We start from the raw sequence: 15908 nt of genomic DNA, 5'->3' as shown, positions 1-15908 counted from the left end.
ATATATTTTTAAAAACTAAAGGGATTTAAGTGGGAAACAAACCAAAAGAAGCGGTGGAAAAGATCTTCCAGCCGCTAGCTAAGCTATTAATAAGGGCTGAAATTACCTATGGAGAGGCTAGCGAAATTCTCAAAGTAGCCCTTGTCAAGACCGCCACTGAAAAGTTGAACCAATCAAACGAGCAAATTACAGACACTCGAATTCACTTAATTACTGGTGTGCATAGGAAAGATGTCCGCAGAATTAAAGAAGGCGAAGATTCAACGCCAGGTACACCATCAAGCGCACCAATAACATCGCAGGCTTTTGCAAAATGGCTTGGTGATCCGAGATTTCAAAATTTAGACGGAGGCCCTCGCCCTCTAAGCAAAAAATCTAGCAACTCACAAGACGGCTTTGAGGAACTCATCAACTCAATTAGTAAAGACGTAAGACCAAAGGCGGTACTTGATGAAATGCTCTCAAGAAAAATGGTGGTTGTAAATACGCTCGGACTAATAGAGCCCAGCTTGGAAAACATCATCGCCAATCAACCAGCCGACGATGCAGCCAAATATTTAGGCATGAATATTCATGATCATCTGGAAGTTGCAGTCAATAACCTTTCGGATACAGCAGATAAGCAGCTAGAGCGATGCGCACACTATTTCGGGCTTTCCGAATCTGCAGCGCAAGAGCTAGAGAATTACTCAAAGGAAATTGGCATGGGTGCCCTGCTAAAAATTAATGAGAAGGCACAAGATCTGATTAAGGACTCAAACAATCACGGCAACTGGGACACTAATTTTGGTGTGTTCTCATACAAGAGCAAGCAAGCCACCAAGAAAGATACGAAATGATATTAACCAAACTTTTAGTGATCGCCCTCCTAACAACTTTACTAGGTCTTGGTATTGCCAGCAAAAGTTATGGCAATGAGAAAAATACTGGCACCGGTGGGGGAATTGGCGGCACAGGTAACACTGAAACCAATATTGATTTATTAGTCAATATGACGAATATAGCAACTGTGCCTTGCGATAAGAAAAACAGCATAGGATCCATTGCAACAGCTCAGGGTTCGGCTATTAAATTTAAGCCGCAGCAGTTAATTTGTGAAGGTTTTGAAATTAAAACCGAGAAAGATGAATTTTTAACGGTTGATCTAATCGGAGGGGCCAAACTATATATCCCAAGTAACAGCGATTTAGTGATTGCACCAGCCCAAACAGAGGTAGCAAAATTGGAAAATACATCAATTCGTCTAAGCAAAGGAAAAATCAGAGTTCAAATAAAGGATTTTGAAGCTGGCTCCAAGACTTTGAATATCGTGACAGGAAATTCAGCCATTGAACTATCTGGACCAGATGCTGAAATTATCCTTAAGCCAACAACAGATGTTAAATATGTAACGTATGTGAGGTCATATGTGGGGGCCTCTTGGATTTCTCTTGGGAATAAAAAGGTTGTAATCCCAATGGGCTATATCGGCTTTTCAAATGAAAATCCAGAAAATCCAATTATTGAAGTCAGAAAAGATACCGGGCAACTGGGAGCGCGAATACCCCAATACCAACCTTGAATACTACATACTGATTTTTCTATTGAAACCGCACGTTTGCAGAGTCGCCAATCATCCAACGGGACTCATCTCAAGCAAACCCGCTAAGTTTTTGGTAACAAAGGCGTTGTATCTCTAAAAACCCTTGCAATACCTATTGGCTTGGCGAAAGGGGTAGGAAGGCAACTAGAGACGGTCTCGTATTGGCGGAGATCTAGGCCAACAACTCCAGCATAGCCGACTCATCAATCACCGGAACGCCTAACTCTTCTGCCTTAGTCAACTTACTTCCAGCATCCGATCCTGCAACCACGTAGTCGGTTTTCTTGGAGACTGATCCGGCAACTTTGGCACCAGCTTTTTCGAGCAAGTCTTTTGCTTCATCTCTTGTCATGGTCGGGAATGTGCCTGTAAGTACAAAGGTTTTTCCCGCTACGGCGGCGCTGATGACTTTTTCCTCAACATATAGCTGCATACCTGAAGCTAAGAGTTGCTCAATCACTTCACGGTTGTGGGCCTCTTCCATAAAGCTCGTTATTGAGTCTGCCACTACAGGGCCAATGTCTTTTACAGTTAATAAGTCTTCGAGGCTTGCATCCATTAAGGCGTGCATGGATTGATAGTGATTAGCCAAGTCTTTAGCAGTGGTCTCGCCCACATGACGAATACCCAATGCAAATATGAATCTCGCTAGCGTGGTGTTTCTCGATTGATTGATTGCCTGTATGAGGTTATCTGCAGACTTATCGCCCATGCGCTCCAGGTTCGCAATAGCTGTAAAGCCAAGGCGATAGAGATCAGCTGGTGTTCTGACTAGCTTGTGATCGACTAATTGATCAACGATCTTCTCGCCTAGACCTTCAATATCCAACGCTCTTCTGTGGGCAAAATGAATTAATGCCTGCTTGCGCTGTGCTCCGCAGAATAAGCCCCCGCTACAACGTGCAACCGCTTCATCAGTCAAGCGCTCAATATGTGAATCACATACAGGGCAATTTGTTGGCATTACAAATTCTGTTGCGTTTTCTGGGCGACGCTCTTTGAGCACAGAGACCACTTCGGGAATAACATCCCCCGCTCTTCTGACGGAAACGGTATCGCCAATGCGTACATCCTTACGCTTCACTTCGTCTTCATTGTGGAGGGTGGCATTGGTGACGGTGACGCCACCTACTTCTACCGGGGCAAGTCTTGCGACTGGAGTGATGGCGCCAGTGCGTCCCACTTGTACATCAATTCCGAGAACGGTAGTTAAGGCTTCTTGCGCTGGGAACTTATGGGCTAAAGCAAAGCGTGGAGCCCTCGATACAAAACCCAGCTTGGCTTGCTCTGCAAAGGAATTAACTTTATAGACCACGCCATCGATGTCATAAGGAAGTTCATCACGTTTGGCGCCAACCTCGTTATAAAAGGCCAAAATCTCTTCTACGGATTTGAGTACACGGCGCTCTGTGCAAACCGGCAAGCCCAGCTTTACGTATGCATTGAGAAGCTCTTCATGGGTTTTGGGCAGCCAAGAGTTCGGCTCTAGTGCTCCCAAGCCATAAGCAAAGAATGACAATGGTCTTTTAGCGGTGATCCTGGAATCGAGTTGACGCAAACTACCTGCAGCTGCATTACGAGGGTTGGCGAATTCTTTCTCACCCTGGGCTGCGGCTTGCTGATTCATTTTCTGGAAGTCTTTGAGATACATAAAGACTTCACCACGTACTTCCAATACTGCTGGAATATTCTCACCTGTCAGCTTTAGTGGAATAGCTCTAATGGTTTTGATATTGGCTGTAACGTCTTCACCGCTAGCACCATCGCCACGAGTGGCTGCTCTGACTAATGAGCCATGCTCATAGCGCAGTGAGATTGCTAGGCCATCAAATTTGAGTTCGCCCGCGTAATCCACTTGGTCGACGTGCAAACCTTCACGGCAGCGGCGGTCAAAAGCTATTAGCTCGACATCTTCAAAGGCATTGTTTAAAGAAAGCATTGGCACTGCATGTGCAACCGAATCAAATTCTTTGAGAGCGGCACCACCCACTCTTTGCGAGAGTGAGTTAGCTGTAATCCATTCAGGATGATTTGCCTCTATCTCAATTAGCTCTCGATATAGGCGGTCGTACTCACTATCAGGAACTATGGGGTTGTCTAGGACATAGTAAGCATGCTCCAAGCACGCTAACTCAGCCTGTAAGAATGCGTAGCGATCCGCTAAATTTGTCGGACTAGAGGACGACAAAGGAGTTCCTTAACTAAAGAGTCTGCTAGCAGTAGAAGAGCCAGCCGGAACGCCACCCTTCTCAATATTGGCATACAAGACATCGAGGTGCTGACGAATACTAATCACCGCAGCTTCAGTCAAATTAATACCGTTGTCGTCAACCAAGCGACCATGGGCAGCTTGAGAAATTTCAATGCCCTCACCGAGCATGCGCTCGAAAGCACGTTCATCATGTGATACCAAAGGAACTTCAAGTAATAGGGTTACTTGCTTAACAGGCGCATTGGGATCGATTTCTGCGCTGGTAAAGATGAGTGTGCCATTGCTATAAAACTCATAGGCACGGCCATTGCGAGAAAGTCTAAAACCGCGTTTGCGCATCAAGGCATCAAAGTTGGCGCCAGGGTTCGCCTCATCGAATAGAACATTGATGCTTAATTGAATATCACTTTCGGCCGCCATAACATCGAGCTCTTTGGCGCTCTCGAGCATGGCATTCACGCTTGGCATATCAATTTGGGAGCCCAGGGTTTCTGCAAGTGCTTGCGCACGGGAGCAAAAATCAGATAACTCTAAGACGCCAATTGGGCCGCGGCGGCTCGCCAGTTGAATTGCTAACTGCAACTCAGAATAAGACGCTTCTGGGCGCAGAGCTTCCCAGTCTTCAGCAGCATCAACATCTGCGTTTAGACCCTCGCACATCCAACGGGCTGTGGAAGTTGCGGGAATGTCATTCCAAGCATTGATTTCTTCTAAGATTTCAGCGCCACTAATACCCTCATCAAAACGCAGAGTAATAACGCAATCAATGCGAGGGTCAATTGAGAAGCTCTCTGGAATCGCGGGGGTTGAGAAATTAACATCACCAAATGTAGGCTCAGCACGCTCTTCTGTCTCGGCAAATCCTTGGCCAAAAGAAGGCTCTCTTGAGAAGCCCTTCTCGGCAGAATATTCGCTAGCAGCTTTTGCCTTACGGCGAGCACGAGCGTATTTGAGATTCAGTACGGCTACCGAGATAAGAATCAGCAGGCCAATAACAGCCAAAGCAAACTGCAAGTCAGACAAACCTAGCATTGTCATGAATTGCTCTAGATCCACTTAAGCTGCCTCCACCATAGATACTGCAGAAGAAATATCCACCGCCACAATACGAGATACACCCTGCTCTTGCATGGTCACACCAATCAACTGATGAGCGATTTCCATGGTGATCTTGTTATGTGAGATGAACACAAATTGTGTCTTGTTAGACATTTTGGCAACCATCTGCGCATAACGCAAGGTATTCGCATCATCCAAAGGTGCATCAACCTCATCGAGCAAGCAGAACGGTGCAGGATTGAGCAGGAACAAGGAGAAGACCAAAGCAATCGCAGTCAAAGCCTTCTCGCCACCAGAGAGGAGGTAAATAGAGCTATTCTTCTTGCCTGGAGGCTGGGCCATCACCTGCACACCGGCATCCAGAATCTCCTCACCAGTCATGACCAACTCTGCATGACCACCACCAAACAACTCTGGGAACAGTTTGCCGAAATGGGTATTAACCTGATCAAAGGTGCCCTGCAAGAGGTCACGAGTTTCCGCATCGATCTTTGCAATCGCATCTGTCAAAGTCTGCATCGCTTCATTCAAGTCAGCAGATTGCGCATCCAAGAACTGCTTACGCTCGCGTGAGCTAGAGAGCTCATCTAAGGCGGCCATATTGACTGGGCCCAAAGATTGAATTTCTGAGTTGAGACGATTTACTTCGGTTTGCAAAGCGCCTACCTTAAGGTCAGGACTAAAGCTTGCTTCCAATGCAGTTAAATCTGCTTCGGCGTCTGACAGTAAAGTTGCAAATTGCTCAAAGTTCAAACGGGCAGCCTGCTCACGCAACTGCAAATCCACCACCTTGTCACGCATTGGCTGAAGACTGCGCTCAATCTGCAAGCGCACTTCATCCGCTTCACGCAATTGATGCAATAAAGCATCCTGTTCAGTACGGGCATTAGCCAGTGCTGCCTCGCGAGCACTGCGGGCTAGCAAGAGTCCTTGCAACTTATCTTGCGCTTCTTCATCGCTGAGAGTTTCAAGCTCTTGCTCAGAAGTAGCCTGCTTATCCTGAATCTCCATGATCTGCACACGCGCAGTACTTTGATCGCGCTGCAAGTCAGCAATGCGTTGCTGTAAAGAACGGGTTGCGAATGCTGCTTCTTGAGCTGACATCTCTGATGAGCGCAAGGCTTCACGGAGACGATCGCGCTCTTGAGTGGCTAATTCGAGTTTTTCTTGAGCGATCGTAAGATTCTCTTGCAAGCCTTGCTTAGACTCTTCTGACTGGGCAAACTCTTCGGCTGATTGCTCTTGAGTTTGAGTCAATTGCTCCATTTGCTGGCGCAACTCACTTAACTCCCCCTGAATTTGTTCGGCACGTTGGCTGTACTTTTCTTCAGCTTGAGTTAATTGCATTCTTTCCACTTCAAAGCCATGCACTTCTTGTACGGCTTGCTCTGCAGCAATGCGGGTTTGCTCAGCAGCTTGGTGGGCAGCCTGATAGTTGGCAGCGCATTGATCTAACTCGCCCTGCAACTCACTCTGAATTAACTTCTGTGCACGCAATTGCTTCTCGAGACCTTCCATCTCTTGAGCGCGTGCCAACATGCCAGCCTGCTCTGAGTCGGCTGCGTATAATTGCACACCCACACGACTGACTAAGTGACCTTGTTGGGTAACGAAAGCACCGCCGGCAGGTAACTTCTCGCGGCGATGCAATGCATCCTCCAAACTGTTGGCTATGTAGATGTTATCCAACCACTCTTGCAATACAGCAGCAACACGCGGCGCACCCGCACTCTGAACGCGGGTCAACAGTGGTGTGAAATCCGCCGGCACAGTAGTGTGCGCAGGAGAAATATCTTCTGTTAACAAAATTGCTAGACGACTTGGAGGGGCATCATTTGCTAAAGCTAAGGTTTCTTGAACGCTTTTCGCTGTAACGGCGGCTAAGCGCTCGCGCAATACAGACTCTAATGCCGCTTCCCAGCCACTCTCCACTTTGAGCTCTTGCCATAAACGTTTGCTCTCTTTTAAACCTTTACTCTCAAGCCATGGACCAATCTTGCCTTGCGCCTGAACACTCGCTTGCAATGCAGTTAATGCAGTGAGCTTTGCTTCGGTTTGAGCTAATTCTTGATTAGCTGACTGAATTTGTTGCTGTGCAGTGTTACGAGCTTCATCGGCAGCCGGGACACGTTGCTGCGCCTCGCCTGCTTTCTGTCTCGCTTCATCCACTTTGCGCTGTGCCATCGCATGACGATCAATTGCCATTTGCAATGCTTCGGCATCGGGTCTACGCATACCAGTAAGCTCTGCCTCAAGACGGGTATCGCGCCCCTTGAGTTCTTCAACCTGGGTGGTGATAGCTTTAACGCGCTCACCCAAACTAGCTAAGCGCTGATCAATCGTTGCCAAGTTTTCACGAGCATCGTTAAGTTCGCGTGCGTGAACTTGATAAGCTTCTTCGCGAGCCGGCATTTGCTCTTGCAAGCCAGATAAATCAGCGATTAATGTTTGCTCTTTTTCTGCGGCTAAGCTGAGCTCTTGTTCTGCGGTACGTTGTGCTTGCGCAGCATCCGTTTCTTGAACAGTCCAACGTTGAAGTTGAGCTAGTAAATCTTGAGATTGTTGTTGCAGACGTTGACGCGCTTCTTGCACATAACGAATCTGTGACTCTACTTGACTAACATCAGCATTGGTTTGGTACAAATCACCCTGAGCCTGAGATACCTTATCTTGCAGAGCGTACTGTTCAGTACGCATAGTTTCAAGTTCAGTTTCGGCGTGACGCATTTTTGCGGTCTGCTCTTCCAGGCTTACTTGAGTATCACGAATGCCATTGGCATGACGCTCTTGCTCTTTGCCAGCCTCAGTCTGACGTACAAACCAGAGTAACTGTTGCTGCGACTTCATCTCAGTAGACAGTTCAGCATGACGCTCAGCAACGGTTGCCTGCTTCTCTAAGCGGGTAAGCTGTTGATCAAGCTCACGCAAAATATCTTCAACGCGCACTAAGTTTTCTTTTGTATCTTCAAGACGGGAAGCGGTTTCTTTACGACGCTCTTTATATTTAGAAACACCTGCCGCTTCTTCCAAGAAAACACGCAACTCTTCTGGCTTTGCTTCCAAGATACGGTTGATCGTGCCCTGTCCAATAATGGCGTAACCTCTTGGGCCCATACCGGTACCCAAGAAAATATCTTGAATGTCTTTACGGCGCACCACTTGGTTATTAACGTAATAACTAGAGTTACCGTCACGTGTCAAAACGCGTTTAATACCTAATTCTGTAAAAGCACTCCACTGACTCTGAGCGCGCCCCTCTGAATTATCAAAAATGAGTTCCACGCTGGCACGGCCAGATGGTTTACGCAAACCAGAACCATTAAAAATAACGTCCTGCATGGATTCGCCACGTAATTCACTAGCGCGAGACTCACCCAAAACCCAGCGTACAGCGTCAATAATGTTCGACTTTCCGCAACCGTTAGGACCCACAACACCGATCAATTGACCTGGCATTTCGAAATGGGTTGGGTCGACGAAGGACTTAAAGCCGGAAAGTTTGATGGATTTCAGTTGCACGGCGTACTTTGCAGGGAAAAAAGGGGTTTAAATAAGGGGGTAAAAATTATTATTAAAGTGGGAAGATGATAGCAAGCTTGGGGCTCCTCGCACGGGTTTTTGCCCCACCGATATAATGATTAATCTACATCCCGGGGCAAAACCCCTTAACAATCTGATAGTTAACTGAAAAGCATGAGCAAATCACCACAAAGCATCATCGACCAAGCCTGGGAAAACCGCGCAAACCTGTCTCCTGAGGCCGTTTCTGGGGAAATCCGTAACGCCGTGAACGCCGTACTTGAGGGCCTCAATACAGGCAGTATTCGCGTGGCTGAGCGCCGTAGCGTTGGCAAATGGGAAGTGAACCAGTGGGTTAAAAAGGCAGTTTTGCTATCTTTCCGCCTAGAAGACAACAAGCCAATGGGTGCTGGTGGCTATACACAGTTCTACGACAAGGTACCTAGCAAGTTCGAGAACTACACCGCCGAAGACTTCGCCAATGGCGGTTTCCGCGTAGTTCCCCCTGCAATGGCTCGTCGTGGCTCATTTATTGGCAAAAACGCTGTTTTAATGCCTTCCTATGTCAATATTGGCGCCTATGTTGGTGAAGGCACTATGGTTGACACCTGGGCAACGGTAGGTTCATGTGCCCAAATCGGTAAAAACGTTCATCTTTCTGGTGGCGTTGGCATTGGCGGTGTTTTAGAGCCAATCCAAGCTGGCCCAGTGATTATTGAAGATAACTGCTTTATTGGCGCCCGTTCTGAGGTCGTTGAAGGCGTGGTTATTGAAGAAAATGCCGTTCTCTCGATGGGCGTATACATTGGTCAAAGCACCAAGATTTATGACCGCGAAACCGGTGAGATTCATTACGGTCGCGTACCAGCAGGTTCTGTTGTAGTGCCAGGCTCCCTGCCTTCTGCCTGCGGTAAATATAGCCTGTACGCTGCGATCATCGTAAAGAAGGTTGATGCTCAAACTAGAGCAAAGACTGCAATTAACGAACTCTTGCGCGATTAAGCCAAAGCTATGAGCTCTACCCTTGAGTTAACTGAAGCCCTCATCTCCTGCCGCTCGGTAACCCCAGCGGACGGGGGCTGTCAGGAGCTCATCGCCAAGCGCCTTCAGGCAATTGGTTTTCATACTGAGAGCGTGATTAGTGGCCCGGAGAGTTTTCAGGTCACCAATCTGTGGGCAATCAAAAAAGGTAGTGCCGGAGATCAAGGTGAAGTCTTGATGTTTGCTGGTCACACTGACGTTGTGCCAACTGGCCCACTAGAAAAATGGACCAATGATCCATTCACTCCAACTATTCGAGATGGCATGCTCTACGGTCGTGGCGCTGCGGATATGAAAACCTCGCTTGCAGCATTTGTTGTTGCAACAGAAGAATTCGTCATCACCCATCCCAATCACAAAGGCTCCATTGCCTTTTTGATCACCAGTGATGAAGAAGGTCCAGCCAACGATGGCACTGTCATCATGTGTGAGCGCTTGCAAAAGCAGGGGCAGCGTTTAGATTATTGCGTCATCGGCGAGCCAACTTCAGTCGACCAATTGGGTGACATGATTAAGAACGGTCGCCGAGGATCACTCTCAGGCAAGCTTCGAGTTAAGGGCATACAGGCACATATCGCCTACCCCCACCTCGGCAAGAACCCGATTCATATTTCAGCACCAGCAATTCAAGCGCTAGTTGAGACTGAGTGGGATAAAGGTAACCAGTATTTCCAACCCACCAGCTTCCAGATTTCCAACATTCATGCAGGCACTGGTGCGAATAATGTCATTCCTGGTGAACTGGCAATTGATTTCAACTTCCGCTTCTCTACTGAGAGCAAGCCAGAAGAATTGCGTAGCCGCCTAGAAGGAATTCTCACTGCTGCTGGTCTCGACTTTGAGATTGACTGGGTCTTGGGTGGCAGTCCATTTATTACTGGTGATGGCGCCCTTGCTGGCGCTCTACGCAAAGCCATTAAAGCTGAAACCAAAATTGATACAGAACTCTCCACCACTGGTGGCACAAGTGACGGTCGCTTTATTGCCAAGATCTGCAAAGAGGTTGTGGAGTTCGGCCCACTCAACGCAACAAGTCACAAAATTGATGAGTGCGTGATTGTGGATGATGTTGTGCCACTCAAAAATATCTTTCGTAAGACCCTCGAGCACCTCGTTGCTTAAGACTGTTTAGTCAAACACTTCTTATAAAAAATCCTAATGGACCCTGCGCCCCAGCAATCTCTGACGCTTGATCAATGTATTAATCAAATTGCGCAACGACTAGAAGCTGCGGATTTGCACTATGGTCATGGTGCGATTGATGCCCAAAGCGAAGCGCTGTGGATTGCCAGCAAACAGCTAGATCTCAGCCCTACTGATGCACTAAATCACTTAGAGCAAGTCATCAGTGACAAACAAATCGCCAAAGCGTTTGAGGTTACAGAAACCCGCATCTCCACACGCAAGCCCTTAGCCTATATTTTGGGTGAAGCTTGGTTAATGGGTGTGCCATTCTTCTCCAGCGAACAAAGTATTGTTCCCCGCTCCTGGATTGCCGAGTTAATCGTTGATGGCTCACTGGAGCCTTGGCTACCAGCGGATGGCAAAGCTCTAGACCTTTGTACCGGCAATGGCTCTCTAGCGATTTTGCTAGCCTTAGCTTGCCCCGATATTCATGTCAGCGCTTGTGACATTAGCTTGCCTGCATTAGCGGTGGCATCACGTAATCTTGATCGCCATGGCCTCACTTCGCAAGTAGAGCTTTTTGAGGGTGATCTGTGGGATGCCCTTCCAGAGCCCCATGAAGACAATCTCTTTGATCTCATCATTTGTAACCCGCCTTACGTCAATACCAACTCCATGAATGCCCTTCCCGCTGAATACCATGCAGAGCCTGCTCTTGCATTGGCTGGTGGCTATGACGGCATGGATCTCATCCGCAAGATTATTGCTGGCGCCCCCGACTATCTATCTGAGCGTGGCGCCATTCTGATTGAGATCGGCAATGAGTATGAGCACTTTAAAAAAGCGTTTCCGCAGATTCCTGTTATTTGGATGGAAGTATCTGCAGGTGACGAGCAAGTTCTACTCATTCAAGCAGAAGACTTGCGCTAAGTTTTTATTGCTCTAACTGAGTTCTGCAGCCGCAGAAATAGCTTGATCAATTCGCTCTACTGGTATCACGCTTAATCCCGGAATCTTTGCCTTCGGCATATTGGCCTTCGGAATAATGGCAACAGTAAAGCCTAGCTTGGCTGCTTCTTTCAAACGTTCTTGGCCACGTGGGCATGGACGAATTTCCCCAGCCAAACCAACCTCTCCGAATACGATCAATTCCTTAGGTAGTGCTTTATTCCGAATTGAAGATTGGATTGCCAACAATACTGCTAAGTCAGCTGCTGGCTCTGAGATCTTTACGCCACCTACTGCATTTAGAAAGACATCTTGATCAAAGCAGGCGACACCTGCGTGACGATGCAATACCGCTAGGAGCATCGCTAAACGGGCCTGCTCCAAACCAACGGCTAAACGGCGTGGATTAGGAATATGCGCCGTATCTACCAAAGCCTGAATCTCTACTAGGAGCGGACGAGTACCCTCTTGTGTGACCAGCACGCAGGCACCAGGCACCATCTCGGCATGCTGGGATAGGAAAATGGCTGAGGGATTAGCAACGCCACGTAGACCTTTTTCTGTCATGGCAAATACACCCAATTCATTTACGGCGCCAAAACGGTTTTTAATGGAGCGCACCAATCTAAATGAGGAGTGGGTATCGCCCTCAAAGTAGAGAACGGTATCCACAATATGCTCAAGCACACGAGGTCCAGCTAAGTGGCCATCTTTAGTGACATGTCCCACCATCAAGACGCAGATACCGCTGGATTTAGCAGCCCGAGTTAACTGTGCAGCGCACTCTCGTACTTGCGCCACCGAGCCCGGAGCAGAGCTCAGTACTTCTGAATACAAAGTCTGAATAGAATCAACCACCAAAACCTGTGGTTTCACTGTATCCATGATGGATAGGAGCTTTTCCAACTGTATCTCAGCCAGCACCTCTAATTGGGGAGCATCCAATGCAATACGCTTTGCACGTAAAGCGATTTGCGCAGCAGACTCTTCACCACTACTGTAAAGAACATTCATACCTGCAGCACTCATCTCAGCAAGCGCTTGCAACAATAACGTGGATTTACCAATGCCGGGATCACCACCCAATAAAACAACTCCGCCAGGAACCAATCCACCACCTAGTACGCGATCAAATTCTTCTACGCCAGTACTAAAGCGCGGGAGATCTTCCGCGCTAATAGCGGAGAGCTTTTGACGTGGGAGAGACTGAGCTAGACCTTGAAAACGAGTATTCGAGCTCACCTCAGGCAAGCCCTCCTCCAGCGTATTCCACGCCTGACATGAAGGGCACTGTCCTTGCCACTTGGCAGAGGTTCCACCACATGACTGACAGATATAGATTGTTTTAATCTTGGCCAAAGTATTACCCAGTAAATTAGTGAAGCAGTAAAAATCAGTTAATCGAGCTGAGTGCCCGCTTTATTTTCTTGAGCACGCTTAGGTGCATCTTTGCGGCGCTGCTCCAGATCGGCTGCACGAGCAGCTGCCGCCTTTTGCTTCTCTTCAAATTCTTTTTGATTAGCTGAGCGCTCAGCAGCTTTTTCAGCAGAAGCGCGTTCGGCGATCTTAGCGGCATCACGTTGATCTTTAATGCTGGCACGCAATTTACGCTGGACTTCGTGTAACTCCACTTCCTGCACACGAATTGGGTCAATCTCTTTGCGGTACTCTGCACGAGCATCTTTCAGACAGCTATTCACCCAGTACTTTTGATAGCACTCAGAGTTGCTTTTCTCCCAGCGATATTTAGCCCAATCGCGTTGCAACTCCAGCTCGCCCTCAATCTTGTCGAGTTGTTCTAACTGCGCTTCTTCGGCAGGAGTGGCAAGCACCAAACTACTGAAGGAGCAAATCAGTAGGAATACTCCCAATGAGAACAGAGAGCGCAAGGTGACAGGCTTTCTCAAATCTCTACCTTTGCGCCGAGCTCAACTAAACGATTGGCAGGAATCTTGAAGAAGTCAGATTGGCGACCCGCGTTTTGGTACATCCAACAGAACAGGCGTTCACGCCACATCGCCATACCCGGAATTGCTGATGGGACGATCGTATCGCGCGATAAGAAGAATGAAGTATTCATTAACTCAAACTTCATACCAAAGGTTTTCTCGATCACATCGATGATGGAACCCATATCTGGAGTTTCTTTAAATCCATAAATGGCGCGTACCACATGGATATTGCCGCCAAGATCTTTCATGGTGATGCGCTCTTCATCGCTGACATAGGGCACGTCCCAAATGCTGACCTTCAAAAAGAAGACTCTCTCATGTAGCACATGGTTGTGCTTAAGGTTATGCAAGAAGGAAACTGGCAAGTAATCAACGTGGGCTGTGAGGAACACGGCGGTACCTTCAACCCGATGTGGTGGGTGCTTCAGCAAGGATTCAATGAAGCTGCCCAGCTGAATACCCTCTTCCATTGCGCGCTGACGCAGAATCTGACGGCCTCTGAACCAGGTGATCAGACAGGTAAAACACAACAAGCCAAGGGCTAATGGGTACCAGCCGCCATCCTTGATCTTAATTAAGTTTGCAGTCCAAAAAGCAAGGTCAACAACGAAGAAGGCGATCGTGATGAAACTCACTAGAAGGATGTTCATCTTCCACTCACGGAACATTACTACGGCCAATAGAATGGTAGTGATCAGCATAGTTGAGGTTACAGAAATACCGTAAGCCGCCGCTAGATTAACTGATTCCCTAAATTCAATGATGGTGACCACCACCATAAATAGCAATGCCCAGTTCACCATCGGGATGTAAATCTGACCCTGCTCAGAATCAGAAGTATGTTGAATGTTCATGCGCGGCATAAAACCAAGCAAGATAGCCTGACTCACTAGTGAATAAGCACCAGAGATGACAGCCTGAGAGGCAATCACAGTAGCTGCCGTTGCTAACCCAACTGTTGGCCACAAAGCCCAATCAGGCACCATTAAATAGAATGGGTTTTTAATCGCTTCTGGGTTTGATAGAACTAGAGCGCCTTGACCTAGGTAGTTAATTAATAAGCTGGGCAGTACGACAAGAAGCCACGCATAGCGGACTGGAGTGCGTCCGAAGTGCCCCATATCCAAATACAAAGCTTCGACACCAGTAACAACCAAAACCACGGCACCCATCACGATATAAGCAGTAGTTGGGTGCTGAATGATGAAGTTGACGGCATACCAGGGATTGAATGCAGCAATAATCTCTGGTGCATCGCCAATATTAATAATGCCCAAGGCAGCAAGAGTTAAAAACCATGCCAAAGTGATTGGGCCAAACAACTTACCAACAGCAGCAGTGCCAAATTTTTGAATTACAAATAAGGCGACCAAAATCACCAATGAAATCGGAATAATAAATTTATGTAGTCCAGGTGCAGCAATCTCAATACCCTCAACCGCAGACAAAACAGAAATTGCCGGTGTAATTACAGATTCACCCAGCAACATACATGCACCCAACATGCCTATGATCATGAAGAAGAAGTAGCTCTTTGACTTGCTATCAAATGAACGTAGAGCCAGGGCCATTAATGAGAGAACACCACCCTCCCCTTTGTTATCTGCACGCATCACGAATAGCACGTACTTCACCGTCACCACCAAAATGAGGGCCCAGATCATCATGGAGATGACGCCAAAGAGAGCCTCGGGTGTATATGCGATGCCATGATGGGGATCGAAACATTCCTTCAGCGCATAGAGTGGACTAGTACCGATATCCCCAAACACCACACCAATTGCCGCAAGCATCATTACGCCGAGGCTTTTTTTATGCTCGCCTCCTGATCCATGAACCTCAACCGGATTCAAAAGTGTAGAGCTAGAAAATTCTGGATTGCTAATGGACATCTCAAAACCTTAAGGTGATGTTGCACGGCAATATGTTACTCCTTATGCAGCCTGACTCGGGAGTGATATTTAGCTCTCAAAACCGCTTATTTAAGCTCTATTTAAAGGAATATCTCGACAGAGACCCTTAAAAAATGGTAGAATCTCAGCTTCAGACGCGGGGTGGAGCAGTCTGGCAGCTCGTCGGGCTCATAACCCGAAGGTCGTAGGTTCAAATCCTGCCCCCGCAACCAGTAATTCAGTACTAAGCCCTTAATTTTTAAGGGCTTTTTGCTTTTTTGGGATCCGGTAAGAGTTTAAAGGCATCCAATGAATTAGCCTTATGACTCCAAATCCCCCACTTTCATTGCTCCCGACTCAATGCTTTAATCAAAGCAAGCCCAATCAAGGAAATGAGTCATGACAGATAAATCCAATCCAGAGCATTTAGGAAAAGTGGGGGCTGAAAAGCCAACATCTTTAGCTAAGGACCCCAACAACGCACTCGCTGATACCGATGCATTTAAGGTGGGTGAAGAAAAGCATGGAATCAATCGCTCAACAAAAGCCGCCAAGAGTAAGCGTGAAATTATGGAAGA

Annotated in this window: 11 protein-coding genes and 1 tRNA gene; 6 read left to right on the top strand and 6 right to left on the bottom strand. The window is 47.5% G+C overall.

The window, feature by feature from the left end:
- Positions 1–29: 29 nt before the first annotated feature.
- Positions 30–839 (top strand): DUF6502 family protein, encoded by an 810-nt coding sequence (locus B7Y67_RS05230; protein WP_293597700.1) that lies wholly within the window; start codon positions 30–32, stop codon positions 837–839.
- Positions 836–1561: a FecR domain-containing protein gene (locus tag B7Y67_RS05225; protein WP_293597699.1), complete on the top strand. Its 726-nt coding sequence runs from the start codon at positions 836–838 to the stop codon at positions 1559–1561. The genes B7Y67_RS05230 and B7Y67_RS05225 overlap by 4 nt, the downstream gene beginning before the upstream one ends.
- Positions 1562–1754: 193 nt before the next feature.
- Here the strand turns inward: B7Y67_RS05225 and ligA are convergent, their stop codons facing one another.
- From ligA to smc, 3 genes are read right to left on the bottom strand one after another with little or no spacing between them, the layout of a single operon-like run.
- Positions 1755–3770: an NAD-dependent DNA ligase LigA gene (gene ligA, locus B7Y67_RS05220; protein WP_293597698.1), complete on the bottom strand. Its 2016-nt coding sequence runs from the start codon at positions 3768–3770 to the stop codon at positions 1755–1757.
- 9 nt (positions 3771–3779) lie between these two features.
- A complete protein-coding gene (locus tag B7Y67_RS05215; protein WP_293597697.1) occupies positions 3780–4832 on the bottom strand; it encodes a cell division protein ZipA C-terminal FtsZ-binding domain-containing protein in 1053 nt (350 codons plus the stop codon).
- Positions 4833–4850: 18 nt separating this feature from the next.
- A complete protein-coding gene (gene smc / locus B7Y67_RS05210; RefSeq protein WP_293597696.1) occupies positions 4851–8372 on the bottom strand; it encodes a chromosome segregation protein SMC in 3522 nt (1173 codons plus the stop codon).
- 174 nt (positions 8373–8546) lie between these two features.
- On the opposite strand from smc, the gene dapD reads away from it, so the two are divergent.
- The 3 genes from dapD to prmB are packed head-to-tail and all read left to right on the top strand — an operon-like array spanning position 8547 to position 11468.
- Positions 8547–9374 (top strand): 2,3,4,5-tetrahydropyridine-2,6-dicarboxylate N-succinyltransferase, encoded by an 828-nt coding sequence (gene dapD, locus B7Y67_RS05205; RefSeq protein WP_215307856.1) that lies wholly within the window; start codon positions 8547–8549, stop codon positions 9372–9374.
- Between the two features lie 9 nt (positions 9375–9383).
- Entirely contained in the window at positions 9384–10535 is a 1152-nt protein-coding gene (gene dapE, locus B7Y67_RS05200; RefSeq protein ID WP_293597695.1) for a succinyl-diaminopimelate desuccinylase, read from the top strand.
- A gap of 36 nt (positions 10536–10571) precedes the next feature.
- Complete coding sequence (gene prmB, locus B7Y67_RS05195) at positions 10572–11468, top strand: 50S ribosomal protein L3 N(5)-glutamine methyltransferase (protein ID WP_293597694.1); 897 nt, start codon at positions 10572–10574, stop codon at positions 11466–11468.
- A gap of 12 nt (positions 11469–11480) precedes the next feature.
- Here the strand turns inward: prmB and radA are convergent, their stop codons facing one another.
- Genes radA through B7Y67_RS05180 form a run of 3 tightly spaced genes read right to left on the bottom strand, consistent with a single transcriptional unit; the run spans position 11481 to position 15231 of the window.
- Positions 11481–12845, bottom strand: a complete 1365-nt coding sequence (gene radA, locus B7Y67_RS05190) for a DNA repair protein RadA (protein WP_293597693.1) — start codon at positions 12843–12845, stop codon at positions 11481–11483.
- Positions 12846–12883: 38 nt separating this feature from the next.
- On the bottom strand, positions 12884–13393 hold the full coding sequence (locus B7Y67_RS05185) for a hypothetical protein (protein WP_293597692.1): 510 nt from the start codon (positions 13391–13393) through the stop codon (positions 12884–12886).
- Positions 13390–15231: a potassium transporter Kup gene (locus tag B7Y67_RS05180; RefSeq protein WP_293597701.1), complete on the bottom strand. Its 1842-nt coding sequence runs from the start codon at positions 15229–15231 to the stop codon at positions 13390–13392. Before B7Y67_RS05180 ends, B7Y67_RS05185 begins: the two co-directional genes overlap by 4 nt.
- 255 nt (positions 15232–15486) lie before the next feature.
- Here B7Y67_RS05180 and B7Y67_RS05175 point away from each other — a divergent pair.
- Positions 15487–15563 (top strand) — tRNA-Met (locus tag B7Y67_RS05175).
- Positions 15564–15908: the final 345 nt, after the last annotated feature.

The sequence above is a fragment of the Polynucleobacter sp. 35-46-11 genome (assembly GCF_002281105.1).
This window is presented reverse-complemented; position numbering and strand designations above follow the sequence as displayed.

Excerpts from the sequence above, each read along its gene's own strand:
- B7Y67_RS05225 (WP_293597699.1), top strand. The coding sequence starts at position 836 with ATGATATTAACCAAACTTTTAGTGATCGCCCTCCTAACAACTTTACTA.
- B7Y67_RS05215 (WP_293597697.1), bottom strand. The coding sequence starts at position 4,832 with ATGACAATGCTAGGTTTGTCTGACTTGCAGTTTGCTTTGGCTGTTATT.
- dapD (WP_215307856.1), top strand. The coding sequence starts at position 8,547 with ATGAGCAAATCACCACAAAGCATCATCGACCAAGCCTGGGAAAACCGC.
- dapE (WP_293597695.1), top strand. The coding sequence starts at position 9,384 with ATGAGCTCTACCCTTGAGTTAACTGAAGCCCTCATCTCCTGCCGCTCG.
- prmB (WP_293597694.1), top strand. The coding sequence starts at position 10,572 with ATGGACCCTGCGCCCCAGCAATCTCTGACGCTTGATCAATGTATTAAT.
- B7Y67_RS05180 (WP_293597701.1), bottom strand. The coding sequence starts at position 15,231 with ATGCTTGCGGCAATTGGTGTGGTGTTTGGGGATATCGGTACTAGTCCA.